Genomic DNA, 26,947 nt, shown 5'->3' on the forward strand with positions numbered 1-26,947 from the left:
CACGGGGCTCCTGGAAGCTGGACGACGGGCTTTTACGTGCGAATTACGGGCGAGTTGGGGCAGGGGTGGCGGGGCGCGTCCCGTCGATGGCGCGCTGCAGCGCCTGCCGGTCCGTCGCGTTGGGCACCTCGGTGCGGCGCTGCGGCTCGGTTCCCGGGGTGGCGGGCGGGCGCGGCTCCTCCGCGGGGGCTTCCGTCGGTTCGCCTTCGCCCTTGGGCTTCAGCAGCTTCTTGATGAAGTCGGCATTCACGTCCTGCGGCAGCATCGCCAGCAGCGAGCGCCCGGTCTCCTCGAGCATCGGCTTGGCCTTGGCGTCCTTGGCCCAGGGCGGCATGTTCTTGTCGCCCATCAGCGCGGCGAAGAAGAGATAGCCGATCACCGCCAGCAAAAGGCCGCGCCCGGCGCCGAAGACGAAGCCCAGTGTCCGGTCGAGCGCGCCGATCCGGGAATCGAGCACGAAATCCGAGATTCGCGCCGTCACCAGCGAGACCACGATCAGCGTCACCAGGAACAGCGAGGCGATCGAGGCGATCAACGCGATCATGTCATTGGGGATGTACTGCTTCAGGATCGGCAGCAGCTGCGGGTGGAACACCCAGGCGACGGCCGCGGCGGCCGCCCAGGAGGCGATCGCGAGCACCTCGCGCGTGAGCCCGCGCACCGCTGCCAGCAAAGCCGAGATCAGAACCACGCCGATGACGACGAGATCGAGAATGGTCACAGGCATGGATGAGCCGCTTCGTTATGGTCTCGGAATGGCCTGCAACAGATGGGCTGGCCGCATCGGGTTTGCTATACGCGTTCGCGCCCGTTGCGTCACTATTGCGACAGGCTCATTTCACATCCCGGCGCGGTGCGCGCGCGGCGATATCGGCAACGAGTTCCGTGACATGGCCGAAACGCCGCAGCGACAGGCCGCTGCCGTCGCCGGCCTCGGCGCCGCCGGCCGGCATCAGCGCCGCCTCGAAACCGAGCTTGGAGGCCTCGCGCAGCCGCGCCGCCGCCACGGAAACGGGCCTGACCGCGCCCGACAGCGCGATTTCGCCGAAATAGACCGATTCGGGCGGCAGGATCGCCCCTGTCAGCGAGGACACCAGCGCGGCCGCCACCGCGAGATCGGCGGCCGGCTCGTTGACCCGCAATCCACCGGCGACGTTCAGATAGACGTCGTGCTGCCCCAGCCGCAGCCCGCCATGCGTCTCGAGCACGGCCAGCACCATCGACAGGCGGCTGTTCTCCCAGCCGACGACCGCGCGCCGCGGTGTGCCGAGCGAGGTTGGCGCGACCAGCGCCTGGATCTCGACGAGAACCGGACGCGTGCCCTCCATGCCGGCGAAGACCGCGGCGCCGGGCGCCGCCTGGTCACGCCCGGCCAGGAACAGGGCTGAAGGGTTCGAGACCTCGGAGAGGCCCTTGCCCGTCATCTCGAAGACGCCGATCTCGTCGGTGGCGCCGAAGCGGTTCTTCTGGCCGCGCAGGATGCGGAACGAGTGCGCCCCTTCGCCTTCGAAAGACAGCACGGCGTCGACCATGTGCTCGACCACCCTCGGGCCGGCAATCTGCCCGTCCTTGGTGACGTGACCGACCAGGATCATGCAGGCGCCGCTGGTCTTGGCGTAGCGGATCAACGCCTGCGCCGAGCCGCGCACCTGCGTGACCGTGCCCGGTGCGCTCTCGACCTCACCCGACCACATCGTCTGAATCGAATCGATCACCACCAGCGCCGGTCGCGATCCCTGGCCGAGGGTGGCGACGATGTCCTCGACATTGGTCTCGGCAGCGAGCTCGACGGGGGCCTCAGACAGCCCCATGCGCTCGGCCCGCAGCCGGACCTGACCGGTCGATTCCTCGCCGGAGACATAGACGACGCGGCGTCCCGACAGGGCGAGCGCGGCACAGGCCTGCATCAGCAGCGTCGATTTGCCGATGCCAGGATCGCCGCCGATCAGCAGCACCGAGCCGGGCACGAAGCCCCCGCCCGTGACGCGATCCAATTCGCCGATTCCGGAGACGATGCGCGGCGCGTCCTGGGTTTCGCCCTTCAGCCCTTCCAGAGCGAAGACGCGACCGCGCGCCCGGCCGCCCGACGCTCCGCGCGCACCGGGGACGGGCGCGGCCTGCGCCTCCTCCGACAGCGACGACCAGGTGCCGCAGGCGTCGCACTTGCCCTGCCAGCGGTGATAGACCGCCCCGCAGGCCTGGCAGGTGTAGGTGGGGCCGCGCTTGGCCATCAGCCGTCATTCTCGGGCGAAGCGGAGCGAAGACCCGAGAATGACGGGCCAGAGACGCTCGGGTCAGGCCCGAGCATGACGCTCGATGGCCCGCTCACCTCACACCCCGACATAGCGCCGCGCATGGCGCCGGCCGAGGCTGGTGAGGATCTCGTAGCCGATCGTCTTCGCGCCGGAACCGACCGCATCGAGATCGAGCGGGCCGCCGATCAGCGTGACCGGATCGCCCCGCTTCACTGATGCCGCGGGCAGATCCGTCAGGTCGATGATGACCAGATCCATCGAGACCGTGCCGACGAAGGGACAGACCACGCCATCGACGATCGCGCTACCGCCCGGGCTGGCGTCGGTTCCGCTCGCATTGCGCGGGTAGCCGTCGGCATAGCCCAGGCAGATCGTGGCGAGCCGGCTGTCGCGCTTGGCGGTCCAGCGCCCATTATAGCCGACCTGCGTGCCGGCCTGGACGTCGCGCAGCTGCAGGATGCGCGAGGTTAGCCCCACGACGGGTTGCATCGGGTTAGGCCGGCCCGGCGTCGGATTGCCGCCGTAGAGCGCATAGCCGGGTCGTGTCAGCTGGTAGGAGGGGCAATCCATCAGGAAATGCCCCGAGGAATTCTTCAGCGAGGCCGGGATGCCGGGCAGCGCGGCGGCGATGGCGGCAAAGGCCGCGATCTGGCGTGCAGTGGCCGGGTCCGCCTCGTCTTCCGAGGCGGCGAAATGGCTCATCACCAGCCCGATGCCGGCCGCGTCGATCTCGTTCTTGAGCGCCGAGACGGCATCCGCATTGCCGCCCGCCGAGAGGCCGAGTCGGTTCATCCCCGTGTCGAGATGCAGCGCCGCGGGCCTGACCCGCGCGCCGCCGGCGCGGAAGCCCGCCCATTCCTGCAGTTCCTCCGCAGAGCCGAGAACGGGCGACAGATCATGCTCGGCGTAGCGGCCGCAGCTGCCGGGCAGCAGGCCGTTGAGGATGTAGATGGTGGCATCCGGCGCCACCGCGCGGGCCCTGACGCCTTCGGAGAGATGGGCGACGAAGAAGCTCTCGCAGCCGGCGGCGGCGAGCGCGGTCACAGCCGGCTCGATGCCGAGCCCATAGGCGTTCGCCTTGACGACGGCGGCCGCCTGCGTTCCGGCCCGCGTCTGGAGCGCACGCCAGTTGGCGACGAGCGCGCCGAGGTCGATCGTCAGGATGGTGCCGCAGGTTTCGGCGTCGGGCGTGTCGAAGGGGCTCATTCGCGGTCCGGGAGACGCATGTCGTCGGCGCGATCGGAGAAGCGCGTCACCTCGGCGTCGAACTGCAGCGCGATCGCCCCGGTCGGGCCATGGCGCTGCTTGCCGATGATGAGCTCGGCCACGCCATGGGCGGCCTCCATCTCGATCTGCCACTTGTTGTGTTCTTCGGTGCCGGGGCGCGGCTCCTTGCCCTTGAGGTAGTACTCGTCGCGATAGACGAACATCACCACGTCGGCGTCCTGCTCGATCGAGCCGGATTCGCGCAGGTCGGAGAGCTGCGGCCGCTTGTCGTCGCGGCTCTCGACCTGACGAGAGAGCTGCGAGAGCGCCACGATCGGCACCGCCAGCTCCTTGGCGAGCGCCTTCAGGCTGGTCGTGATCTCGGTTAGTTCCTGCACGCGGTTCTGGCCGTTCTTGGCCGAGCCGGAAAGGAGCTGGAGGTAGTCGATGAACAGGACGTCGAGCCCCTTCTGGCGCTTGAGGCGGCGTGCCCGGGCGACGAGCTGGGCGATCGAGATACCGCCGGTCTGGTCGATATAGAGCGGCAGCTTCTCGATCTGGGCGGCGACATCGGTCAGCCGCGCGAACTCGGCCTCGGTGATGCGGCCCTGCCGGATCTTGTAGGAGGAGATGCCCGACTGCTCGGCGACGATGCGCGTCGCGAGCTGGTCGGCCGACATTTCGAGCGAGAAGAAGGCGACGATCCCGCCATCGACCGTCTTGATCGTGCCGTCGGTCTGGCGTTCCCCGCGCCAGGCCTTGGCGATGTTGAAGGCGATGTTGGTGGCGAGCGAGGTCTTGCCCATGGCCGGGCGGCCTGCGAGCACGATCAGGTCCGACGGCTGCAGGCCGCCCATGCGCTGGTCGAGGTCGCGCAGGCCCGACGAGATGCCCGACAGCCCGCCCGCGCGCTGATAGGCGTTCGCCGCCATGTCGATGGCGGTGTAGAGCGCGGTGTCGAACTTCTGGAAGCCGCCCTCGTAGCGGCCCTTTTCGGCCAGTTCGTAGAGCTTGCGCTCGGCCTCCTCGATCTGCTCGCGCGGCGGCATGTCGACCGGCGCGTCATAGGCGACGTTGACCAGATCCTCGCCGACGCCGATCAGCTGGCGGCGGATGGCCAGCTCGTAGATCGTGCGGCCGTAATCGCCGGCATTGATGACCGTGGTCGCCTCGGCGGCGAGCCGGGCGAGATACTGCGAGGCGGTGATGCCGCCGAGGTCGAGTTCGCCGACGAAGGTCTTCAGCGTGATCGGCGTCGCGATCTTGCCCGCCCGGATCAGGCTCGCCGTCAGCTCGAACACGCGCTGGTGGATCGGCTCGAAGAAATGGTCCGGCAGCAGGAAGTCGGAGACGCGGTAGAACGCGTCGTTGTTGACCAGCACCGCCCCCAGCAGCGCCTGCTCCGCCTCGATGTTGTGCGGCTGGACGCGGTATTCGGCCTCGCGGGTTTCGAGGCGTGTGACGAGGGCGGTTGCTGTGGCCATGAGGGCGCGAATGTCTCGGGTCTGCGGCTGTCCGACTCTGCGCTTACTCTACCACTCTGACGGATCGCGCCAGCAGCGATTGGACGATCCACGCCTTTGCACAGGCCGTCACGAAAAAGGGCGCCGCGTGACCGCGGCGCCCTTGACATGTCGTGCCGAGTCGAAGCGCTCAGCGGTCGTCCTCGCCGGCTTCCGCCAGCGCCGCGCCGACCTCGAGGCCGAGATCGTCGAGGTCGAATTCCTCGCGGGCCGTGACGTTCTCGCCACGCACCTGGCGCTCGGCCTCCTCGGCGGAGCGGGCGACGTTGACCGTGACCTTCACCGCGACTTCCGGATGCAGCACGACCGGGACCGTGTGCAGGCCCAGCGTCTTGATCGGCGCGTTCAGCGTGATCTGGCTGCGGGCGACATGGAAGCCTTCGCCGATCAGCGCATCGGCGATGTCGCGGGTCGAGACCGAGCCGTAGAGCACGCCGGACTCGCCCGACTGGCGCAGCATCACGACGCTCAGGCCGTCGAGCGTCTCGGCGACCGATTCGGCCTCCGACTTCAGCTCGAGATTGCGGGTCTCGAGCTCGATCTTCTGGCTCTCGAAGCGCTTCTTGTTCTCTTCGGTGGCGCGCAGGGCCTTGCCGCGGGCGAGCAGGTAGTTGCGGCCGAAGCCGTCGCGGACGCGCACGACGTCGCCCATCTGGCCGAGCTTGGCGACGCGTTCGAGCAGGATCACTTCCATGGTGTTGTCTCCTTTGAGGGTTGATGTCTTCGAAAGCTCTTGGAACCGGGGCGGGCGCCCTCAGCTCCCGGGAGGGGGCGGGGGAGGCATCGCGGCCCGCTTGCGCAGGCCGAGAAGGGAATCGACCATGCCGGCCAGTGCCAGCAGCGGCGTCAGCACGGCCTGCATCACGACGAGTGCGACATAGACGCTGATGAGCATGGGCGTGCGCCAGGCCTGGCCGCGCGAGAGGTCGTGCAGCATGCACAGGCCGGAGAACATGAAGGCGGCGAAGAGGGCGCCGATCAGCGCGACACCCGCCAGCCCGACGAAGCCGTCCAGCCCCGCCGTCACCAGCCCCGCCACGAGCAGGACGAGCGCCGAACGCGGCAGTGTCGTCGAGGGAATGAACGGCCAGGGCCGCGGCAGCCGCCCCGAGAGCTGCACGGTCTTGGCGGCCAGCCAGAGATTGGCGGTGATCGTCGTGACGACCGAGGCCCCGATGCCGAGCGGCACGGCGCGCACCAGAAGCGGCGTCACATTGGCGGCCATTTCGGCCTGGGTCACGCCCGCCGGCAGGGTCAGCATCTTGCTGCGCACCATCTCGGCGAGGAGATTCTCGACCATCCGCGCGATCACGGCACGGTAGGTGTCGTAGTCCGTCGTCATCACCAGCGCGCTGGCGACGCTGGCCAGGGTCGCCGTGCCGGCGACCCAGATCATCAGGTTCCCGAGCGGGTACCATTCGACCGGTCCGGTCTCGTCCGAGCGTGCGAGCAGAGCGAGATATGCGATCCACCAGGCCGGCAGCGCGATGATCGCGGCAAAGGCCAGTCCGGCCGGCAGGGTCAGCGCGACGGAGACGGCGAGCGCACCGGTGCCGGCGGCATAGAGGCCGGCGCGGTGGTTCCAGCCCAGCGCGGCGATCAGGATCGGGAGGGGGGCGGCCGAATACAACAGCACCGCCAGCGGCGATCCGGTGATCACCACGGAGAAGAGCAGTGCCGCTACGAGGCCTGCGCCGATGCCGACGGCCTGGGTCATGCTTCGTCCTGCTGTCCCGCTGCTTCCGGCCGTGCGGGCCGGGCAGGGTGAGAGGCGTCCCGCCTCAACGAACCCGGTGGAGTCTCACCACGGGGCGACTGGTTCAGTGAAGGAACCCCGGCGGCGAACGATCGCCGCCGGGGTGTTCAGGTCCGCTCAGCGGATGACGTAGGGCAGCAGGCCGAGGAAGCGGGCGCGCTTGATCGCCTGGGCGAGCTCGCGCTGCTTCTTGGCCGAGACGGCCGTGATGCGCGACGGCACGATCTTGCCGCGCTCGGAAATGTAGCGCGAGAGCAGGCGCACATCCTTGTAGTCGATCTTCGGAGCGCCCTCGCCCGAGAAGGGGCAGGACTTGCGGCGGCGGAAGAAGGGGCGGCGGGCGCCGGCAGATGCAGTCGACATGGCTCAGGCCTCCGCGCCGGTCGTTTCAGGAGCAGCTTCGTCGTCGCGCCGCGGACGGTCACGACGCGGGCCGCGGTCGAAGCGGTCGCCGCCGCCGGGACGGTCGAAGCGGTCGCCGCGATCACCACGATCGTCGCGGTCGCGCTTCTGGAGCATGGCCGACTGGCCTTCCTCGAGCTCTTCGACGCGGACGGTCAGGAAGCGCAGAACGTCTTCGTTGATGCGCATCTGGCGCTCCATCTCGGCGACCGCCGCGGCGGGAGCGTCGATGTTCAGCAGCGAATAATGCGCCTTGCGGTTCTTCTTGATGCGATAGCCCAGGGACTTCACGCCCCAGTACTCGACCTTGGGGACCGAGCCGCCATTCGCCTCGATGATGCCCTTGAACGTCTCGACAAGGGCCTCGACCTGCTGCGCGCTGACGTCTTGCCGCGCGAGCAGAACATGCTCGTACAATGCCATGGTTGGCCTTTCCGTTTCACCCTGTTTCGCCCGGCGCGGAGCCCTTCGAGCCCTGGAACAGGCCCGACAGGATTTCATCGAAGGCGGAGACACGGGATGACGGTTCCCACCGGAACCTGCAGCGCGAGCGCTGCCATCCGTTCAGCCTCCGGCCGAACAAACAGGAGGCGGTCGTTACAGTGTGACGCCGCGATATGCAACCGAAATCGGGGCATCGGCGCGGTTGGAACGGGCTCCGAAGCCTTTCGGCGCTTGACTTGGCATCCAAGGCAGTGTGACAGCGCCGTGAAATCGCTCAAAACGTTTGAAATCCGGGGCCGACCGTCATGACGACCGCCTTCATCTTTCCGGGCCAGGGCTCACAGGCCGTGGGCATGGGCAAGAACCTGGCCGATTCCTTCGCTGCCGCGCGTGCGGTCTTCGAAGAGGTCGATGCGGCGCTGTCGCAGAAGCTCTCGACGCTGATGTGGGAGGGTCCGGCCGACGAGCTGACCCTGACCGCCAATGCCCAGCCCGCCCTGATGGCGGTCAGCCTCGCTGTGGTGCGCGTGCTGGAAGCGGAGGCGGGTCTGGATCTGAAGCGGGACGCTGCCTTCGTCGCCGGCCATTCGCTGGGCGAGTATTCAGCCCTAGCGGCGGCCGGCACCTTCAGCATCGCCGATGCCGCGCGCCTGCTGCGAATCCGCGGCGACGCCATGCAGAAGGCGGTGCCGCCGGGGCAGGGCGCCATGGCGGCGCTGCTCGGGGCCGACCTCGATCTCGCCCGCGCGATCGCCACCGATGCCGCTCAGGGGGACGTCTGCGAGGCGGCCAACGACAATGGCGGCGGGCAGGTCGTGCTCTCCGGCGCGAAGGCCGCGATCGATCGCGCCATCGTCCTGGCCGGCGAGCGGGGCGTTCGCCGGGCCATGCTGCTGCCGGTTTCGGCGCCCTTTCACTGTGCCCTGATGCAGCCGGCGGCCGAAGCCATGCGCGCGGCCCTCGCCACGGTGACCATGCACGCTCCCGTCGTCCCCGTGATGGCGAATGTCGGCGCCGCGCCGCTGAGCGATGTCGAGGCCATTCGCGCCTCGCTCGTGGCCCAGGTCACCGGCACGGTGCGCTGGCGCGAATGCGTCGAGGCGATGGCAACCGCTGGCGTCGACCGATTCGTCGAGCTCGGCAGCGGCAAGGTCCTGGCCGGGCTGGTGAAGCGCATCGCGCCGGGTGCTACTCCGCTTTCGGTCGGCACGGCGGACGACGTATCGGCCTACAAGCCCTGAAAGGGCACGCGAGAACGGCAGAAAGCCGAAAAGGGAGAGACGATGCTTGATCTGACGGGCAAGAAGGCGCTGGTCACCGGCGCCACCGGGGGGCTGGGCGGCGCCATCGCGCGCAGGCTGCATGCACAGGGCGCCACCATCGCGCTGTCGGGGACGCGGGCCGAGGCGCTCGAGGCCCTCGCCGCCGAACTCGGCGAGCGGGCCGTCGTCACGCCCTGCAACCTGGCGGACAAGGAGTCGGTGGAGGCCCTGGTGCCCGCCGCCGAGGAGAAGCTCGGTGGTCTCGATATCCTCGTGAACAATGCCGGCGTGACCAAGGACAACCTCTTCCTGCGGCTCAAGGATGAGGATTGGGACAGCGTCATCGCCATCAACCTGACCGCCGCCTTCCGCCTCTCGCGCGCCGCCGTGAAGTCGATGATGCGCCGCCGCTATGGCCGCATCATCTCGATCGGTTCGGTCGTCGGCACCACCGGCAATCCGGGGCAGGGCAACTACGCCGCCTCCAAGGCCGGCCTGATCGGCATGTCGAAGGCGCTCGCCGCCGAGGTCGCCAGCCGCAACATCACCGTCAACGTCGTGGCACCGGGCTTCATCGAGTCACCGATGACGCAGGCGCTCAACGAAAAGCAGCGCGAGGGCATCCTCGCCGACGTGCCGATGGGGCGCCTGGGCTCGGGTGACGACGTGGCGGCGGCCGTGGCCTATCTCGCCAGCACCGAAGCCGGTTACGTCACCGGGCAAACGCTTCATGTCAACGGTGGAATGACAATGATCTGAAGAGGTTGTCGCGGTTTCTGGAAGACTTCGAGAGTCCCGCCGACGTACTCGCCAGCCAAGATCGGCTGTGTTAACTAGCGCCGTCGGGCCGCGATGCGGGATCCGGGGGACTTGACGGGAACCCGGTTGTTGCGTTTGTGCAGGCTTCGAGTTCCGGCCCGTCGGCACCGTCTGGGTGCCGCGGGAGCCAGGAGTGACAGCCCCTCTACGCAGCGCGGATCGGCGCGGCGTGTTTTAAGCTTTAAGGAAAAGACCCATGAGCGATGTCGCCGAGCGCGTGAAGAAGATCGTGGTCGAGCATCTCGGCGTCGAGCCTGAGAAGGTCGTGGAAGGCGCCAACTTCATCGAGGACCTGGGCGCGGACAGCCTCGACACCGTCGAACTCGTGATGGCCTTCGAGGAAGAGTTCGGCGTCGAGATCCCGGACGATGCCGCCGAGACGATCGTGACCGTCGGCGACGCCGTCAAGTTCCTGTCGAAGTCCGCCTGATCGGCCGCTCGGTCGATCGTCGCTGAAAGAGCCATGGTTTCACGCAGTCTTCCGATGCGACGCGTTGTCGTGACCGGCCTCGGCATGGTGAGTCCGCTCGCCTGCGGCGTCGAACAGACCTGGACTCGCATTCTCGCCGGCGCCAGTGGCGCCGGCCCCATCACGACCTTCGACTGCAGCGATCTGCCGGCGCGGATCGCCTGCAGCATTCCGCGCGGCGACGGCTCCGACGGCACCTTCGATCCCGACCAGTGGATGGAGCCCAAGGAGCAGCGCAAGGTCGACGATTTCATCGTCTTCGCCATGGCGGCTGCCAAGCAGGCCCTGGCGGATGCGAACTGGGCTCCCGAGAGCTATGAGGACCAGATCGCGACCGGTGTCGCCATCGGCTCGGGCATCGGCGGCCTCGGCGGCATCTACGAGGCGTCGATCCTGCTCAAGGAGCGCGGCCCGCGCCGGCTTTCGCCTTTCTTTATTCCCGGCCGCCTCAGCAACCTCGCCGCCGGCTATGTCTCGATCGAGCATGGTCTGAAGGGCCCCAACCATTCCGTCGTCACCGCCTGCTCGACCGGCGCGCATTCGATCGGCGACGCCGCGCGCATGATCGCGCTGGGCGATGCCAAGGTCATGGTCGCGGGCGGGGCCGAATCGGCGATCAACCGTCTCGGCATTGCCGGCTTCTGTGCCTGCCGCGCGCTGTCGACCGATTTCAACGACACGCCCGAGAAGGCGTCCCGCCCCTATGATCGCGATCGTGACGGCTTCGTCATGGGCGAGGGCGCCGGCATCGTCGTGCTGGAGGATCTCGAGCATGCGCTGACGCGCGGCGCGCGGATCTATGCCGAGGTCGTCGGCTACGGCATGTCGGGCGACGCCTATCACATCACCTCGCCCGCCGAGGATGGCGACGGCGCCTATCGCTGCATGCGCGCCGCGCTCGAGCGCGCCGGCATCTCCGCCTCCGAACTCGACTACATCAACGCCCATGGCACCTCGACGCCGCTGGGGGACGAGATCGAGCTGCGGGCCGCCGAACGCCTGCTCGCCAATGCGCCGCGCAAGCCCGCGATGTCCTCGACCAAGTCGGCGACCGGACATCTTCTGGGGGCGGCCGGGGCCGTCGAGGCGATCTTCGCCATTCTCGCCATTCGCGACCAGGTCGCGCCGCCGACGATCAACCTCGACAACCCCTCCGTCGAGACCGATCTCGACCTCGTGCCGCATGTCGCGCGGAAGCGGACGATCGACGTCGTCCTGTCGAACTCCTTCGGTTTCGGCGGCACCAACGCGTCGCTGGTCATGCGGCGCTACGTCGAAGGCACCTGACGGGGCGCGGCTGCGCGCTTTCGCCATATTCTTGCGTAGAGTGCACCGCAGCTGCTGGACTGTGAATTTGCTTTCGCAGCCGGCGTGAATCCGGTTTTATGGCGTGCGCGGTCCCTCGGAGTCGTCCGGTCCACCGGTCGTTCCGTCGGGCGGGGTGGCGTGCAGTGATGAAGTTTCAAGTGCGAGCACGACAGCTGTGAATCATTCGCCCCGCGTCGCCCCCAAGAGCCCCAGCGAGGCGTTGAAGCCGGTGGCCCCGCCGGCGCCGCCGCCCAAGGCCCGCCGTCGCCGCCGGAGCCCCTTCATTGCGATGATGAGCGGCCTCTTCACGGCCCTGCTGGTGGTCGGCGGGCTCGCCGGCGCCGGCATCGCCGTGGTCTCCAGCCAGAGCCGCGCACCAGGGCCCTTCGCCAGCGACCGGGTCCTCATCATCCCCAAGGACAGCGGCCTCGCCGAGATCGCCGACCTGCTGCAGCGCGAGGGCATGATCGAACACCCCTGGGTCTTCCGCGTCTCGGCGCTGACCAGCGGCAACTGGACCAAGCTCAAGGCCGGCGAGTACCTGTTCAAGGCCCGCGCCAGCCAGGCGGACATTCTCGACATCATCGCCGAGGGCAAGGTCGTCGAGCACTCGATCACCATCCCCGAGGGCCTGACGAGCGAGCAGATCGTGGCGCGGCTGCGCGAGAACGAACTGCTCACGGGCGACATCATCCAGGTCCCGCGCGAAGGCTCGATCCTGCCCGATACCTACCGGATTCCGCGCGGCTTCAGCCGCCAGGCGATCATCGACCGCATGACCCGCGACCAGCGCGCGGTCCTGGCCCGCATCTGGGAGCGCCGCCCGGCCGACCTGCCGATCAAGACGCCGCAGGAACTCGTGGTCCTCGCCTCGATCGTCGAGAAGGAAACCGGCCGCGCCGATGAGCGTCCCCGCGTCGCCGGCGTCTTCATCAACCGCCTGAACCGCCGCATGAAGCTGCAGTCCGACCCGACGATCGTCTACGGCATCGTCGGCGGCAAGGGCACGCTCGGCCGTTCGATCCTGCGCAGCGAGATCACCCAGGCGACGCCCTACAACACCTATGTCATCGACGGCCTGCCGCCGGGGCCGATCGCCAATCCCGGCCGTGCGGCCATGGAGGCCGTGGTCAACCACTCCCGCACCAAGGACCTCTATTTCGTCGCCGACGGCAGCGGTGGCCACGCCTTCGCCGAGACGCTGGAGCAGCACAATCGCAATGTCGGGCGCTGGCGCCAGATCGAGGCGGTCAGGCGCGAGCCGGGCAAGCCGCCGGCCGAGGCCTCCGTCGACAAGGTCGAGCCGCCGCCGTCGCCCGATACCCGCTCCGAGGCGCCCGCGCAGCAGCCGGCCGATGGCGAGGCGATCGAGACCTGGCCCGCTCCGGGCAATCGCCGCGCGGCGGCCGGACAGCTGCCGCAGGGTGCCGCGCTGGCCGGCGGTCGCGTGCGCGCCTTCGATGCGTCGGAAGGGACGCCGCGCGATCCACTGCTGAACAAGACCTTCGACCTGAACTCGCCCAAGCAGGTCCCTGCGCTGCGCCCCTGATGCCGCAGACCCCATCGGTTGATCCGTCCCCAGTTTCCTGAAAGCGGCGCGACGGCGCGCTTGCCCCCCGCCCGACCCGCCACTACGGTCCGGCCGCGTCAAAGGGGCGGAGGCGAACCAGCGTGGCGATCGAGAGCATGACGGGCTTCGCCCGGGCGGCCGGGACGGTGGGCATCCATGCCTTCGCCTGGGAGATCCGCAGCGTCAACGGCCGTGGCCTCGACATTCGCGTCCGCGTGCCGCCGGGCCTCGAGGTGCTCGCCGAGGCGGCCCGAAAGCGCCTGACCGGCGCCTTCTCGCGTGGCACGCTGCACGTCAATCTGCAGGTCACCAGCGATGCCGGCCCGCCGCGCCCGCGCATCAACGAGGCTGCTCTGGCCGCGCTGCTGCAGGCCGTCGAGCGCCTGCCGGCGTCGGCCATCGTGACCCCGCCCTCCTATGACGGCCTGCTCGCCATTCGCGGTGTCGTCGAACTCGCCGAGGAGGGCGAGGATACGCTCACCGTGGTGGAGAAGCCGGTCCTGGCCGGGCTCGAGGAGGTCGTGTCCGGCCTGAAGGAGGCCCGCGCCAGCGAGGGGCGGGCCCTGGAGGCGGTGCTGCGCGGCCATCTCGACACCATCGCGCGGTTGACGACGGACGCCGAAACCCATCCGGCGCGCGGCGTGGATGCGATCCGCGAGCGCATCGCGGCCCAGGTCGGGCTGCTGCTGGAGGCGAGCCAGGCGCTCGACCCGCAGCGCCTGCACCAGGAGGCGGCCCTGCTCGCCGTCAAGGCCGACATCCGCGAGGAGGTCGACCGCCTTAACGCCCATATCGCGGCGCTGCGTCTGCTCCTCGACCAGGGCGGCCCGATCGGCCGCAAGCTCGATTTCCTGTCGCAGGAGTTCGGCCGCGAGGCCTCGACGCTCTGCGCCAAGGCGGGCGATGCCGGCCTGTCGCGCATCGGCCTCGAACTGCGCACGGTCGTCGACCAGATGCGCGAGCAGGTCCAGAATGTGGAGTGAGTGCTGATGGCCGACGTCGCGCGCCCGGCCCGTCGCGGGCTGATGCTGATCTTGTCCTCGCCGTCGGGCGCGGGCAAGTCGACCCTCACGCGCAATCTCAAGACCGAGAACAACCTCGATCTCTCGGTCTCGGTGACGACCCGCGCCAAGCGCCCCTCCGAGATCGACGGCGTACATTACCGCTTCATCGATCGGCCGAGCTTCGACCAGATGAAGCAGCACAACGATCTGCTCGAATGGGCCGAGGTGCACGGCAACGGCTACGGCACGCCACGCAAGGAGGTCGAGGCCTCGCTCGCCGCCGGCCGCGACGTGCTCTTCGACATCGACTGGCAGGGCACGCAGCAGATCGTGGCCAAGGCGCGGGCCGACGTGGTGACCATCTTCATCCTGCCGCCCTCGATGGCCGAGCTGCGCTCGCGCCTGGTGCGGCGGGCGGAGGATGCGCCGGACGTCATCGCCAAGCGCCTCGGCAATGCCCGCGACGAGATCGCCCGCTGGAACAAATACGACTACGTGATCATCAACGACGATCTCCAGGCGGCCTATGAATCGGTGAAGGCGATCCTCACGGCCGAACGCCTCAAGCGCGAGCGCGCGACCGGGCTGTCGGAGTTCGTCAACGGCCTGCTCTCGGAAAAGCTGCCCTGAGCCCCGGCGTCAGAGTCGTGGTGCCAGGGTCTGTGCCAGACGCACGAAACCGCTGACCGGCACCTCCTCGGCGCGGACCGTCGGCACGAGCCCGGCTTCCTCGATCCAGTCTCCGGGCTCCGGCAGCACGGCCTTCAGGCTCTGGCGCAGCATCTTGCGGCGCTGCCCGAAGGCGGCGAGCGTGATCCGCTCGAGCAGGCGGCGGTCGCAGGGCTCCGGCTCCGCGCGCGGCAACAACTGCACGATCGCGGAGGTGATCTTGGGCGGTGGTACGAAGGCGCTGCGCGGCACGTCGAACAGGATCTTCGTCTCGCAGCGCCAGTTGCAGAGCACGGCGAGGCGGCCATAGTCGGCGCGCTGTTCGGGCGTCGCGACGATGCGCTCGGCCACCTCGCGCTGGAACATCAGCGTCAGCGACGTCCACCAGGGCGGCCAGGCCTCGGGGCTGAGCCAGCCGACGAGCAGCGGCGTCCCGATGTTGTAGGGCAGGTTGGCGACGATCCGCGCTGGCCCGCCGCCGAGCCGCGTCGACAGGTCGACCGCCAGTGCGTCGCCATCGACCACCTCCAGCCGGCCGGGGTAATGCGCGGCGATCTCCTCCAGCGCCGGCAGGCAGCGCCGGTCGCGTTCGATGGCGATGACGCGGCCGGCGCCGGCGGCCAGCAGCGCCCGCGTCAGCCCGCCGGGCCCGGGCCCGATCTCGACCACGGTCTCGCCCTCCAGCGGTCCGGCCGAGCGCGCGATCCGCGAGGTCAGGTTCAGGTCGTAGAGAAAGTTCTGGCCGAGCGACTTCTGCGCCATCAGCCCATGGCGCTCCACCACCTCGCGCAGCGGCGGCAGGGTGTCGATCTGGCTCATGCCGGTATCCGTCGATGCTGCGCCGCCATCTGGGCGGCGAGCCGGAGCGCCGCTATCAGGCTGTCGGGCCGCGCGATGCCCTGGCCGGCGATGTCGAAGGCGGTGCCGTGGTCGGGCGAGGTGCGGATGAAGGGCAGGCCGAGCGTGACGTTGACGCCCTCGTCGAAGGCGATCGTCTTGATCGGGATCAGCGCCTGATCGTGATACATCGCCAGAGCGCAGTCATAGCCGGCCCGCGCCCGGGCATGGAACATCGTGTCGGCTGGGTAGGGGCCGGACGCGTCGATGCCTTCGGCCCGCAGCGCCGCGATCGCGGGTCGAACCACCGCGTCGTCCTCATGGCCGAGCGCTCCGCCTTCGCCCGCATGGGGGTTGAGACCACTGAGCGCCAGGCGCGGCGCGTCGATGCCGAAGCTACGGCGCAGGCCGTCCGTCACGATCCGCGCGGTCTGGACGATCAGCTCCGTCGTCAGCAGGTCCGGCACGCGCCGCAGCGGGATATGGATCGTCACGGGGACGACGGCGAGCTCATCGCACCACAGCATCATCACCGGCAGCGGCACAGGCCCGCCATCCGCCGCCAGATGCGCCAGGAACTCGGTATGTCCGGGATGGGCAAAGCCGGCCGCGTAGAGAACCGACTTGGCGATCGGATTTGTGACCACGGCTGCGGCCTGTCCGGCTCGCACCGCCGCGACGGCGCGGGTGATCGACTGGATCGTTCCCGGAGCCGTGGCGGGGTCGGGACGGCCCGGTTCGACCGCCAGCGCCCCATCGAGCGGGATCACCGGCAGCGCATCGGGAAAATGGCCCGAGGCCTGGTCCCAGTCACTCGCGATGAGGGGGACGTCGAGGGCAAGCCGCCGCGCCAGCCGTCCGAGGTGTTCGAGGTCAGCGATGCAGGCGAAGGCCGGCAGCGCATCGACATCGCGCCTCAGCCAGGCCGAGAGGGCCAGTTCGGGACCGATCCCCGCCGGGTCGCCCTGAGTCAGGGCGAGAGGCGGCAGAGGCGTGGAGGCCTGCGAGCGCATCGGGCTTCCCTCTCGCCGCCGCGCCGCTGTCTATCGCGAGATCAGCGGGTGGAGGAGGTGACGCCGTCGCCGACGGTCGATCCGTCGAGGTTCTGCGAGTAGCTGAGTTCGCCCAGCGTGCGCAGTTCGAGGCGGAACATCACCGTCCTGGTGTCCTTGGTCGCGCCCGTCTGGCGGTCCGCATAGCTCTGCGAATAGCTGACGTCGAACACCGTGCACTCATCCGTGTAGTTGATGCCGAACGAGGTCGCGGCGGTCTGCATCAGACGGGAATCGACATAGCGCGGCTGCGCGATCGTAGTCGGCGAGGCCAGCCAGGAGGTGTACTGGGCGATGCGGATTTCGCGGTCGTATTTGTACTTGTCGAGGTCGAAGAGGACGCCCGCGCGCAGGCGCCAGTTCGGCGTCACCAGGAGCGAGCCGTTGAGCGAGAGACCCTCGCGGCGCCGGAAGATGCCGAGGTTAGGCTGCGGCTCGTAGCGGCCATAGCCGACGGAGGCCGTGACCACGCTCGTCGCATAGGTCGCCGCCGCATCGATGCGCTGCGCCTCGAAGGTGGTCGAGTTCAACCGCGTCGCACCGGTGAAGAACAGTCCGGCCATGGGCGAGAACTGCGCGCGCGCGACGATGTCGGAGGTGTCGGTCTGCAGGCCCGAATCGAGGCCCGTATTGACGAGATCACCGGTCGCGAAGGAGTTGCGCCCGCCCAGATGGTAGGATTGGCCGAGCAGCAGGTTGGCGAAGGCCTCCTTACCGAAGCGCCCGGTATAGAGCGCACCGACATTGGCGCGCGTCCCGCCCTCGACGCGATCATAGCCCGAGAACTTGCCGCTCCACTCGAACAGGTTGTTCGCGTCGAAGACCAGGCTCTGCGAGTCCTCGTTGGCGACGCGCAGGCTGTTGGTCTCGTTCGGGCGCGCGACGATCTGCGCCACCGGCTCGATGATATGCGTGCCCCAGGACGTCTTGGCGACGAACGGATAGCGGTACATCAGGCCGATCGCGGGCATCGCCCGGCCAAAGACCTCGTCGGAGGTGTCGACGATCGTGCGGACGTTGGAATTCGGATAGCCGGTCGTGTCAGGATTGACCGAGAAGATGTCGGCCCGCACGGAGGCGTAAGGCGTCCAGACCTGGCCCAGCGGGTCGATGATGTTGCGCCGCCAGGACACCTCCGCCGTCGCGCGGGCCATGTTGCCCGCCAGCCCGCGCACGAGGCAGGTGTTCTTCTGGTAGACGGCGCAGCCGTCGTACAGCGAATAGCCGACATTGGTGCTGGTCGTGCCAGTGTAAAGAAAGTTCGTCTGGCGAGGCAGCTGCGAGAACGCCGCCGCATCGCGCGTCAGATGCGTGACATTGGCGTTGATGGTGATCTCGCCGCCGAGGAAGCTCGGCTTGTGCACCCGCTTGTTGTAGTCGATAACCGGCAGGACGACGGGCTGCTGCTTCTGCCAGTCGGTCGAGGTCAGCGGCTGGAAATAGTAGCCGCGCATGTCGAACCAGCCGGTCGCGGTCTGTCCGTTGAGATAGGCGGTCGAGATCGCTTCCTGGAGATAGGTGGTCGCGCTCACGCTCTCGTTCAGGATGCGGTAGTTCTTGTAGAACCACCGGTCCGTCGACATTGACGCGTTCCAGCCGAAGGTCCAGCGCGGGTTGATGAAGAACCTGCCGTTGGTCTGGACCGATCCGCGGAAGGTGTCGTCGCCCGCGCCCAGCGGCGCGGCGAGGAAGGCTTCCTTCTCCTGCTGGAAGATGCCCGAGGCCCGGATCGTGTAGGATCCGTTCATCAGGCGGTGGCGCCACTCGACCTGACCAAGCAGGCCCTGCCGGCTCAGATAGGTCGGGGTGATCGTGAGATCGTAATTGGGCGCGAGATTCAGGAAGTAGGGCAGGCCGATGCCATAGCCGAGCGGCCCGGTATTCAGGAATTTGGGGGACAGGAAGCCCGACTTCCGCTTCACCGTCGAATCCGGCCCCGACATGTAGGGGATGTAGGCGAGCGGGACGCCAGCGAATTCCAGCCGCGCCTCCTCGTAATAGATCGTCTGCTCGGCCTTCTTGTGGATGATGCGTGCCGAGCGGACCTGCCAGAGCGGCGGCCGCTCGGGATTCTCCTTGCAGGGTTCGCAGGCGGTGTAGATGCCCTTCTCGAAGATGAAGGTCTCGCCGTCGGTGCGTTCCGCGCGCGGCGCGGTGAAGCGCGTCCGGTCGGGGTTCACGACTCGCAGCGAATCGATGAAGCCGTCGCGGAAATCGTCGGTCAGATTGAAGCGGTCGCCGGTGATGACCGTGCCGTTGGCCTCGGTGATGCGGGCGTTGCCGACCGCGACGACGCGCTTTCCGGCCTGGTCATAGGTGACCTTGTCGGCTTCGATCGTGCGGCCCTGATAGAGGATCTGCACGTCGCCGACGGCCGAAACGGTCTTCTTGTCGTTGTCGTAGACGAGTTCGCGCGCATCGACGACCATCCGGTCCTGCGGCTTGGCGGGGGTCGGCGTCTGCGCGAAGGCACTCCCGGCCGAGGCCAGGACGAAGGCGAGGCTCGTGGCGAGGGCGGTCGCCGCGGCATATCGAGCCATGCGTTTCACGCCCGGAACCATACGCTCAATCCTAAATTAACCATAGGCACAGTACGTTCTACCCGTCTTCCTGGTGAAGGAGCGCAAGCGCGCCCAGCATCGCCCCGATCGTGGCGGGCAGCCAGGCTGCGACCACGGGATTGACGATTCCGGACGAGCCCAGTTCCTCCGACAGCTGCGTCGCAACATACAGCATGAAGCCGGCAGCGACACCAGCTATCACCAGTTTGGTCACCCCACCAAACCTGAAAAATCTTAAGGAAACGGATGCGGCCACCAGCACCATCGCGACCAGCAGCAGGGGGCGCGCCATCAGCGATTGATAGCGCAGTTCATAGCGCGTGGTATCGAGGCCGGCGCGCTGGGTCCGTTCGATGACGGCGGGCATGGCCCAGAACCCGACGGCCTCGGGCGGGGTAAAGCTCTGCCGCACCTGCTCGGGCTCCAGCGTCGTCGCGAACAGATAGGTCTTGTAGCTCTGTGGCTCTTCCATGGCGGAGATCACGCGCGCGTCCGACAGTTCCCAATAGCCGCCGCGCAGCACGGCCTCGCGAGCATCGATGCGCTCGCTGAATCCGCCGCCGGGCGAGAAGCTGAAGATCGCCACATGGGCCAGGCCGTTGCCGTCCGGCAGCGAACCGGCGGCCCGGATGATGGCCTGCCCGTCGACGCTGCGCTGGCGCAGCCAGATTTCGGGCGCGTTGCTCGTCTGCGCGCCACGGACGAAGAGCCGCGTCTCCAGCGCGGTCGCCTTGCGCTTCAGCTCGGCGGCGACGGGATTGTAGACCAGGATCGACACCAGCCCGATCGTGCCGGCGACGACCGCCGCCGGCTGCAGGAACTGCCAGGCCGAGACGCCGACCGAGCGGGCGACGACGAGCTCGAGCTTCCGGCTCAGGGTCAGCAGGGCGAACATGCCGCCGAAGAGCACGGCGAAGGGAAAGATCTGCTCGGCCACGCTCGGCACCCGGAACAGCGCGAGCTGGACGATCAGCGGTGTCGTAGCGGCGGGTGAGTCGCCGGCGCGCCGCATCAGTTCGACGAAGTCGAGGGTGCCGATCAGGAAGAAGAACGTCCCGAACACGCCCAGGATGGAGCGCGTGAACTGCTTGGTGAGGTAGCGCCCGAAGGTCGTGACGAGCAGCATCAGGCGCGCCTGAAACGGGCCGAGAGCGCCGAGAACGGCAGCAGCAGCGGCGCCGCCGCGCGGGCAAGAAGCGGCCTCACCGTCTGGCCGTAGAGGATGACCGCGGTCGACACGACGATCGCCGCCACGGGCAGGATGTAGAGCATCGCAGCCGCCAGGGGCGAGCGGACGCTCGCCGTCCAGGCCATGTAGGCGCCGATGCGCGTGGCCGCGACGATCAGGATGGCGGACTGGATGGCGAAGGCACGGCCCTGTCGCGTCGTGCGCGCCTCGCCGATGCAGGCGAAGGCGATCAGCATGAAGGCCATCGGATAGAGCGGCGCCGAGAGGCGGTTGTGCAGCTCGGCGCGGAACCGGCCGGCCTGGAACTTGTAGTAGGTCTCGTTCGGATCCTGGTTGAGGAGCTGCCAGGTCGAGCGCTCGCGGGGCTTGTAGACGGCCTTGTCGCCATCGCCTTCGCCGGCTCCACCCGTCGTGTCGCCGGACAGGGCGGAGAGATTGAGCGCATAGCGCTCGAAGGAGATGATCGAGCTCGTATCCGTGTTCTTGGTCTCGCGCTGGATCGTGCCCTTCTCCAGCATCAGGAAGCTGTTGCCGTCGACATCGACCGTGCGGCCGCGCTCGGCGATGTAGATCGAGGGCTGGTTGGGGTCGCGCCGGTCCTGCATGAAGATGCCGACCAGCGCGTCGCCCGAGCGCTCGCGATAATGGAAGGTGACGCCGGAATCGAGCGCCACGAACTGCCCTTCCTTGACGACGTTGGCGACGAAATCGGCCCGGATCAGCGTGATCAGGTCGCGCAGCATCCGGAACCCGGTCGGCATCACCGAGAGCGTCATCCAGCCGACGAGCAGCGAGACCGCGATCGTCAGCACGATGAAGGGGCGGGTGATGCGGTGGGGCGCGACACCGGCCGCGTTCATGACGATGAGCTCGGAATCGCTGTTGAGCCGGTTCAGCGTGTACAGCGTCGCCATGAACAGCGCGACCGGCGCGATGCCGGCGATCAGCGCGGGCAGCGACAGAAGCGTGACGGTGAAGAAGATCAGGACCGTCTGGCCCTTGCCGGTGATGAGATCGACCTCGCGCAGGGCCTGGGTGACCCAGATCACGCTGGTCAGACCGATCAGCAGCACGATAGCCGCGATCGTCGCCATCTTCAGGATATAGCGGTCGAGACGCTGAAGCAGCACGCTTGGCTTTTCCGATGGGGCGGCATGGGGCGCAGCCCCGGCGCTGGTGGTTCGCGGAGAACACCGTATGGTATAGGCGCAATCATGGCGCAAACGGGAATCGTTTGCGGCCGCATCGTTTCGCTCGTCTCGCAACATCGTGAGCCCTCCATGTCGCAACGCCTGAAGCTCGAGATCAAAGCCCTGCAAGCGATCGGGGGGCAGGACCTCGTGATCCTGCTGTCGGACACGCTGGCTCCCGCCGCGCTCGCCCAGGAGTGGCTGGGCCGGGGCACCGGCGATTGGCTGGCGCGGGCGGCGGCCGTCGAGCGCTTCAAGGGCAAGGCCTTCTCCGCTCTGACGCTGCTCGCCCCCGAGGGAGCCGGCTATGAGCGTCTCATCGCCATCGGCGTGGGACCTGAGGGCGAACGCGGCGAGCTCGATTTCGTCAAGCTCGGCGGCGCGATCGCCGGCAAGCTCGGCCATGGCCGCAGCGCCGACGTGATCCTGGCGCTGCCTGAGGGAGCGCTGGAGGCGGGCCAGATCGCAGACATCGCGCTCGGCCTGCGCCTGCGCGCCTATGTGTTCGACCAGTACAAGACCAAGAGCCGCAAGCCCGAGGAAGCCGAGCCGATTGCGGTGACGCTGCGCCTGCCCGATCCGGCGGTGGCGAAGAAGGCGCTGAAGGCGGCCGAGGCGGTCGCCGCCGGTGTCGAGATCGCGCGCAACCTCGTCAACGAGCCGCCCAACGTCCTCCACCCCGAGGAGTTCGCCGACCGCGCCGCCAAGCTCGCCAAGCTCGGTGTCGAGATCGAGATCCTCGACGAGAAGCAGCTGAAGAAGATCGGCATGCGCGCGCTGCTCGGCGTCGGCCAGGGCTCGCGGCGCGAGAGCCGCGTCGCGATCATGCGCTGGAACGGCGCCAAGGAGAGCGTCCAGCCGGTCGCCTTCGTCGGCAAGGGCGTCACCTTCGACACCGGCGGCATCTCGCTGAAGCCCGGTGCCGGGATGGAAGACATGAAGGGCGACATGGCGGGCGCGGCCTGCGTCGTCGGGCTGATGCATGCGCTCGCCGCCCGCAAGGCCAAGGTCAACGCCATCGGCATCATCGGTCTCGTCGAGAACATGCCGGACGGCAACGCCCAGCGCCCCGGCGACATCGTCACCTCGCTGTCGGGCCAGACCATCGAGATCATCAACACCGACGCCGAAGGCCGCCTCGTGCTGGCGGATGTGCTCTGGTACACGCAGGAGCGCTTCAAGCCGCGCTTCATGATCAACCTGGCGACGCTGACCGGCGCGATCCTGGTCGCGCTGGCGCAGGAGCATGCCGGCCTCTTCACCAACAGCGACGAACTGTCGGACCGGCTCTCGGCAGCCGGCAAGGCCACCGGCGAGACGGTCTGGCGCATGCCGCTCGGCAAGGCCTACGACAAGATGATCGATTCCAAATTCGCCGACATGAAGAATGCCGCCGGCCGCCATGGCGGCTCGATCACCGCCGCCCAGTTCCTGCAGCGCCATGTCAACGACACGCCCTGGGCGCATCTCGACATCGCCGGCACCGGCATGGGTGCCAAGGACAGCGAGATCAACCGCTCCTGGGGGCCGGGCTGGGGCGTGCGCCTGCTCGACCGGCTGGTGGCGGAGCATTACGAGGCCTGAATCGATTTGGCAGCGTCGCCGCTCAACCCGCTGTCGCGCAAAGGCTCTTGATGGCCGAGATCCTGTTCTTCCACCTCCAGTCGCGCCCGCTCGAACAGGTGCTGCCGACGATTCTCGACCGCGCCCTGTCGCGCGGCCAGAAGGTGGTGGTGGAGGTGTCGAGCCAGGAGCGGCTGGGCGCCGTCGACGACCACCTCTGGACCTATGCCGACGACAGCTTCCTGCCCCATGTCACGGCGATGGAAGCCGATGCCGCCGCCAATCCGGTGGTGCTGACGACCCAGGCGCACAACCCGAACGCCGCGCAGGTGCGCATCTGCGCCGAGGGTGTCCGCATTCCCGACGCATTGGAGGGCTACGAGCGGATCGTCCTGATATTCGATGGTGACGATCCCGACGCGCTGACCGCCGCGCGCGAGGATTGGAAGAAGGCCAGGTCCTCCGGCCACGCCGCCAGCTATTGGCAGCAGGACGAGACCGGCCGCTGGGAGAAGAAAGCGTGAGACTGTCCGTATTGCTGCTCTGTGCCGCCGCGCTGGGCGGTTGTTCCGTCGATATGGGCGGCTTCGCCTTTACCTCGGACATCCGCGAGGGCCGGTCCGGCCCGGTGACGACCACGACGACGACCAGCCTCACGGCGAGTGCCTCGACGCAGGAGGCGACGCTGACGCCCGACGGCGAATGCAGCGCCGGGACCTCGGCCCGTCCGCTGCCGCCGGCGATCACAGAGGGCATCACCGAATGCGAGCTGGTGAAGCTGAAGGGCACGAGGCCGACCGATGTCCTGATCGGCGACAGCGGCAAGGGCCAGCGCGAGGTCCAGGTGCTCTATTCCGAGCCCGGCGGCCGCGAGATCTACATGTTCACCGACAACAGGCTCAGCCGGATCGTGAAGCCGGGGCAGGGATAAGCGAGCAAGCCCGATCGGGACTGGGGCTCGGGGCCGACGAGACGCTCGTGCTGTTCGACCTGCTGCAGCGCTGGCTCGAGGACGGGCGCGGTGCACCGATCCGCGCGGCTGTGGTCGCCGATGCCGAGCTTTGGGCTCTCAACGCCCTGAACAACGCGCTCGAACGTTGCGTCTCGGCAGCTTTTGACAGTGATTATCAGTCGCTGGTCGAGGAGGCGCGGGCGCGACTGCGCGCCCGGAACGGCGGGGCATGGCCCCGATAGCCGACGCCTGATGCCATGCAATGGGCTCCGAGACCGCGCTAGGCCTGAACGTCGACCCGCTCTCCCTCGAACCAACTGATGTCGTCGGTCGAGACCTGGCCGAAGGTGCGCCGCTGCGCCATCGCCATGCGGATGATGCCGAACGCGGTGACGGGCATCGAGATCAGCGGCATCGGGTCCGTCCTGTCCCAGGTCACGTCGCGCGAGGTGAAGAGCTGGCGGACATTGTGGAGATAGCGCCTCGGCGTCAGGATCGAACCCTGGGTTTCGGTCAGGGTCGGATAGAGCTGTTGCATCTTGCTGGGCCGGCGCAGGCAAAGCGGCTGTGCGAACGGCGCGAGAATCGCGGGCGCGAGGTCGGCGGTTTCGACGAAGTGGACGCCGCTGGTCACCCGTGGATTGCATTCGATGGCATGCGGCTGGCCCTCGGCATCGTCGATGAAGTCGAAGGAGATGAAGCCGCTGTGCCCCAGGCGCGCGACGAAGCCCTCGATCAGCGCCGCAATGTCAGGCCGCTCGATACGCTCGAACGCCACCGCCACGGTGCCGGCCATCACCGTGCCGCGATAGAGCACCGTCACCTGAACCCGGCCCTGATGGGCCAGCGTGAAACTGCTGACATGGGCGCCCGGCAGGCGGCGCTGCACGACCATGGCGCTCCCGCCCGGGGCAGGTAACGCGGCGCCCGCCTCGTGCAGGGAGACCCCGCGCCCGGAACAGGACAGCACCGGCTTCAGCACGAAGGCGCCGTCGGCGGCGATGCGTGCCGCCTCGGGCGTGCCGAGCAGGGCGGTTGCGGGCACGGGCAAGCCATGGGCCGACGCGAGCACGGGAAAGCGCGCCTTGTCGTGCAGCGGCAGCAGGATCTCGGGGGACGGCGCGAACAGGCGCACGCCGGCCGGCAGCCGCCCATGCAGATGGGCGACATGCATCGTTTCTTCCGAGAGAGGCAGCACGAGATCGATCCGCTCCTCCCGGATGATCGTCAGCAGCGCCTTGAGATAGGCGGCCTTGGAGGCCGAGGGCGGGGGCGTGGTCAGGCTCCGGGCGACGCTGTTCGACGCGCCGGTGAGATGTCGGCCGAAAGGCTCGGCGACCACCACCCGCCAGCCCGCGGCATGGAACGAACGGGCGAAATCCAGCGCCTTGGGCAGCCGTCCGATGGTGAGGAGCAGGCTCGGCATTGGAGGCCGGCTAGCCCGCGCGCAGGCGGGCTTGGGCCATGATCTCGTGCTTAGGGCGCGTCGTCAGCCGCGCGACCGGCTCGACCTTGCCGGGCTCGAGCGGGTGGACGTCGAACCGGCGGAACAGCCTCGCCAGGATCAGGGTCGCTTCAAGCGTCGCGAAGGCCGCGCCGACGCAGATGCGCGGCCCGAATCCAAATGGCAGATAGGCCCCCGGCACCATTTCGTGTTCGCGCTCCGGCAGGAACCGATCGGGGTCGAACCGGTGCGGATCGCGCCAGAGCTTCTCATGGCGGTGGATGGTCCAGGGCGCGATCATGATCATCGCGCCGCGCTTGACCTTGTAGCGCCCGATCGTCGTGGCCTCGGCCGCGACACGCGGGATGAAGGTGATCGGCGGATAGAGCCGCATCGACTCCTTGAAGACATTGCGGGTGTAGGTGAGCCGCTTCACCGCCTCGAAGCCGATCTCGCCCGTCCCCGCCACATCCTCGACCTCGGCGCGGATGCGCTGCGCCACTTCCGGGCGTTCGGCGGCGATGAACATGGCCCAGGTCAGGGCACTCGCCGTCGTCTCATGGCCGGCGAGAAAAAACACGCCGAGCTGGTCGATCAGTTCCTCGCGGGTGAAGGCCGCGCCCGTCTCCGCATCCCGCGCCGCGATCACGGCCGAGCAGATGTCGTCGAAGCTGGCCCCCGCGGCGAGATGCGAGTCGAGCAGCGTGCCCATATGGGCGCGGATGAGCCGGCAGCTTTCCAGCACGTCGGCCTTCTGCGGGATGTCCTTGAACGCCCTGTCGAAGATCAGCCGCCTGATCTCGACATGGGCGACCCGGCGCTCGAAATGCGCGAAGGAGGTGAAGACATCCCGCGCCACGTCCGTGTCCAGCGACGTCGAGAAGACGGTGCGACAGATGATGTCGGCCGTGAGCTGGCTCATCGAGAGATCGATCGAGAAGCTCTCGCCGCTGCGGGCGGCGCTCGCGAGCCGCGCCTCGCAATCGTCGAGCGCAGCCGTCATCGCGCCAAAGGCCCGGGTCAGGCGGATATGGGAGAAGGCGGGGTCGATCATCCGCCGCTGCCGCCGCCACGGCGCGCCATCGGAGACGAAGATGCTGTCGCCGACCAGCGGCCTCAGCGCGCCCACCATCAGATCGTTCTTGGGGTAGATCTCGGTCGGATTGGTCAGCACCGTGCGCGTCAGCTCCGGCGCGTTGACGATCAGGATCGAGCGGCGCGAATAGCCGAGCGGGCTGACATCGACCTCATAGGCTTCCTTCGGCAGCAGGCTGAGCAGGTCGCCATCGCCGCGCCAGGCGGCCCGCAGCAGCGCGCTCAACGGGCCCAGCGGCCGCGGACGCGGCGGCTCGTAGTCCGGCGCGCCGGTCGGCCGCGCCGGAGCAGTGCTTTCGCCGGCAGCCGGACACAGTGAAGCGCCCTCGAGATGCGGGCAGGCCGTCGTCAGATGGGTGGCGCGGCTCTCGGTCACA

At 68.3% G+C, this 26,947-nt stretch carries 26 protein-coding genes; 11 read left to right on the top strand and 15 right to left on the bottom strand.

Translation table 11 applies throughout. From position 1 onward, the window contains the following. Positions 1 to 43: 43 nt before the first annotated feature. The 8 genes from BSY19_RS15950 to rpsF form a co-directional block, all read right to left on the bottom strand. Entirely contained in the window at positions 44 to 727 is a 684-nt protein-coding gene (locus tag BSY19_RS15950) for a CvpA family protein (protein ID WP_069055001.1), read from the bottom strand. Positions 728 to 833: 106 nt separating this feature from the next. Continuing rightward, complete coding sequence (gene radA / locus BSY19_RS15955) at positions 834 to 2,231, bottom strand: DNA repair protein RadA (RefSeq protein ID WP_069055002.1); 1,398 nt, start codon at positions 2,229 to 2,231, stop codon at positions 834 to 836. Between the two features lie 99 nt (positions 2,232 to 2,330). Further along, positions 2,331 to 3,461 (bottom strand): alanine racemase, encoded by a 1,131-nt coding sequence (gene alr, locus BSY19_RS15960; RefSeq protein ID WP_069055003.1) that lies wholly within the window; start codon positions 3,459 to 3,461, stop codon positions 2,331 to 2,333. Next, complete coding sequence (locus BSY19_RS15965) at positions 3,458 to 4,945, bottom strand: replicative DNA helicase (protein WP_069055004.1); 1,488 nt, start codon at positions 4,943 to 4,945, stop codon at positions 3,458 to 3,460. Before BSY19_RS15965 ends, alr begins: the two co-directional genes overlap by 4 nt. 169 nt (positions 4,946 to 5,114) lie before the next feature. Next, positions 5,115 to 5,678: a 50S ribosomal protein L9 gene (rplI, locus tag BSY19_RS15970; protein ID WP_069055005.1), complete on the bottom strand. Its 564-nt coding sequence runs from the start codon at positions 5,676 to 5,678 to the stop codon at positions 5,115 to 5,117. A 60-nt stretch (positions 5,679 to 5,738) separates the two neighbouring features. Continuing rightward, the gene (locus BSY19_RS15975) at positions 5,739 to 6,701 is read right to left on the bottom strand and encodes a hypothetical protein (protein WP_069055006.1); all 963 of its coding nucleotides are present in this window, start codon (positions 6,699 to 6,701) and stop codon (positions 5,739 to 5,741) included. Positions 6,702 to 6,857: 156 nt separating this feature from the next. Beyond that, positions 6,858 to 7,103: a 30S ribosomal protein S18 gene (gene rpsR, locus BSY19_RS15980; protein ID WP_038367644.1), complete on the bottom strand. Its 246-nt coding sequence runs from the start codon at positions 7,101 to 7,103 to the stop codon at positions 6,858 to 6,860. A gap of 3 nt (positions 7,104 to 7,106) precedes the next feature. Further along, the gene (rpsF, locus tag BSY19_RS15985; RefSeq protein ID WP_067990871.1) at positions 7,107 to 7,565 is read right to left on the bottom strand and encodes a 30S ribosomal protein S6; all 459 of its coding nucleotides are present in this window, start codon (positions 7,563 to 7,565) and stop codon (positions 7,107 to 7,109) included. 326 nt (positions 7,566 to 7,891) lie between these two features. Between rpsF and fabD the strand changes: the two genes are divergently transcribed. The 7 genes from fabD (at position 7,892) to gmk (ending at position 14,648) form a co-directional block, all read left to right on the top strand. After that, positions 7,892 to 8,827, top strand: coding sequence for an ACP S-malonyltransferase (gene fabD, locus BSY19_RS15990; protein WP_069055007.1), 936 nt, complete (start codon positions 7,892 to 7,894; stop codon positions 8,825 to 8,827). Between the two features lie 42 nt (positions 8,828 to 8,869). Further along, on the top strand, positions 8,870 to 9,607 hold the full coding sequence (gene fabG / locus BSY19_RS15995) for a 3-oxoacyl-[acyl-carrier-protein] reductase (RefSeq protein ID WP_069055008.1): 738 nt from the start codon (positions 8,870 to 8,872) through the stop codon (positions 9,605 to 9,607). A gap of 256 nt (positions 9,608 to 9,863) precedes the next feature. After that, positions 9,864 to 10,097 (top strand): acyl carrier protein, encoded by a 234-nt coding sequence (locus BSY19_RS16000; RefSeq protein WP_056797969.1) that lies wholly within the window; start codon positions 9,864 to 9,866, stop codon positions 10,095 to 10,097. Positions 10,098 to 10,151: 54 nt separating this feature from the next. Next, positions 10,152 to 11,423 carry a beta-ketoacyl-ACP synthase II gene (gene fabF / locus BSY19_RS16005; RefSeq protein ID WP_069055009.1) on the top strand — a complete coding sequence of 424 codons (1,272 nt, stop codon included), beginning with the start codon at positions 10,152 to 10,154 and terminating at the stop codon, positions 11,421 to 11,423. A gap of 196 nt (positions 11,424 to 11,619) precedes the next feature. Next, positions 11,620 to 12,993, top strand: a complete 1,374-nt coding sequence (gene mltG, locus BSY19_RS16010) for an endolytic transglycosylase MltG (protein WP_069055010.1) — start codon at positions 11,620 to 11,622, stop codon at positions 12,991 to 12,993. Positions 12,994 to 13,115: 122 nt separating this feature from the next. Further along, positions 13,116 to 13,997, top strand: a complete 882-nt coding sequence (locus BSY19_RS16015) for a YicC/YloC family endoribonuclease (RefSeq protein ID WP_069055011.1) — start codon at positions 13,116 to 13,118, stop codon at positions 13,995 to 13,997. A 6-nt stretch (positions 13,998 to 14,003) separates the two neighbouring features. Next, entirely contained in the window at positions 14,004 to 14,648 is a 645-nt protein-coding gene (gmk, locus tag BSY19_RS16020; protein ID WP_069055012.1) for a guanylate kinase, read from the top strand. Between the two features lie 9 nt (positions 14,649 to 14,657). On the opposite strand, the gene rsmA is transcribed toward gmk, so the two are convergent. The 5 genes from rsmA to lptF are packed head-to-tail and all read right to left on the bottom strand — an operon-like array spanning position 14,658 to position 21,456. Continuing rightward, positions 14,658 to 15,506 carry a 16S rRNA (adenine(1518)-N(6)/adenine(1519)-N(6))-dimethyltransferase RsmA gene (gene rsmA / locus BSY19_RS16025; protein WP_069055013.1) on the bottom strand — a complete coding sequence of 283 codons (849 nt, stop codon included), beginning with the start codon at positions 15,504 to 15,506 and terminating at the stop codon, positions 14,658 to 14,660. After that, on the bottom strand, positions 15,503 to 16,537 hold the full coding sequence (gene pdxA, locus BSY19_RS16030) for a 4-hydroxythreonine-4-phosphate dehydrogenase PdxA (RefSeq protein WP_069055014.1): 1,035 nt from the start codon (positions 16,535 to 16,537) through the stop codon (positions 15,503 to 15,505). The genes rsmA and pdxA overlap by 4 nt, the downstream gene beginning before the upstream one ends. 41 nt (positions 16,538 to 16,578) lie before the next feature. Then, positions 16,579 to 19,116: an LPS-assembly protein LptD gene (locus tag BSY19_RS16035; RefSeq protein ID WP_083247929.1), complete on the bottom strand. Its 2,538-nt coding sequence runs from the start codon at positions 19,114 to 19,116 to the stop codon at positions 16,579 to 16,581. Between the two features lie 58 nt (positions 19,117 to 19,174). Further along, positions 19,175 to 20,263, bottom strand: a complete 1,089-nt coding sequence (gene lptG / locus BSY19_RS16040; RefSeq protein ID WP_069055016.1) for an LPS export ABC transporter permease LptG — start codon at positions 20,261 to 20,263, stop codon at positions 19,175 to 19,177. Further along, positions 20,263 to 21,456, bottom strand: coding sequence for an LPS export ABC transporter permease LptF (gene lptF / locus BSY19_RS16045; RefSeq protein WP_236840374.1), 1,194 nt, complete (start codon positions 21,454 to 21,456; stop codon positions 20,263 to 20,265). The genes lptG and lptF overlap by 1 nt, the downstream gene beginning before the upstream one ends. A gap of 150 nt (positions 21,457 to 21,606) precedes the next feature. On the opposite strand from lptF, the gene BSY19_RS16050 reads away from it, so the two are divergent. From BSY19_RS16050 to BSY19_RS16065, 4 genes are read left to right on the top strand one after another with little or no spacing between them, the layout of a single operon-like run. After that, positions 21,607 to 23,100 (top strand): leucyl aminopeptidase, encoded by a 1,494-nt coding sequence (locus BSY19_RS16050; RefSeq protein ID WP_069055017.1) that lies wholly within the window; start codon positions 21,607 to 21,609, stop codon positions 23,098 to 23,100. A gap of 50 nt (positions 23,101 to 23,150) precedes the next feature. After that, positions 23,151 to 23,603 (top strand): DNA polymerase III subunit chi, encoded by a 453-nt coding sequence (locus tag BSY19_RS16055; RefSeq protein ID WP_069055018.1) that lies wholly within the window; start codon positions 23,151 to 23,153, stop codon positions 23,601 to 23,603. Beyond that, positions 23,600 to 24,010 carry a hypothetical protein gene (locus BSY19_RS28385; protein ID WP_236840375.1) on the top strand — a complete coding sequence of 137 codons (411 nt, stop codon included), beginning with the start codon at positions 23,600 to 23,602 and terminating at the stop codon, positions 24,008 to 24,010. Before BSY19_RS16055 ends, BSY19_RS28385 begins: the two co-directional genes overlap by 4 nt. 47 nt (positions 24,011 to 24,057) lie before the next feature. Next, positions 24,058 to 24,273, top strand: a complete 216-nt coding sequence (locus BSY19_RS16065; protein ID WP_069055019.1) for a hypothetical protein — start codon at positions 24,058 to 24,060, stop codon at positions 24,271 to 24,273. Between the two features lie 38 nt (positions 24,274 to 24,311). On the opposite strand, the gene BSY19_RS16070 is transcribed toward BSY19_RS16065, so the two are convergent. Next, positions 24,312 to 25,457 (bottom strand): ATP-grasp domain-containing protein, encoded by a 1,146-nt coding sequence (locus BSY19_RS16070; protein WP_069055020.1) that lies wholly within the window; start codon positions 25,455 to 25,457, stop codon positions 24,312 to 24,314. A gap of 10 nt (positions 25,458 to 25,467) precedes the next feature. Beyond that, the gene (locus BSY19_RS16075; protein ID WP_210184380.1) at positions 25,468 to 26,946 is read right to left on the bottom strand and encodes a cytochrome P450; all 1,479 of its coding nucleotides are present in this window, start codon (positions 26,944 to 26,946) and stop codon (positions 25,468 to 25,470) included. Position 26,947: the final 1 nt, after the last annotated feature.

Source organism: Bosea sp. RAC05, from assembly GCF_001713455.1.
GTDB lineage: Bacteria > Pseudomonadota > Alphaproteobacteria > Rhizobiales > Beijerinckiaceae > Allobosea.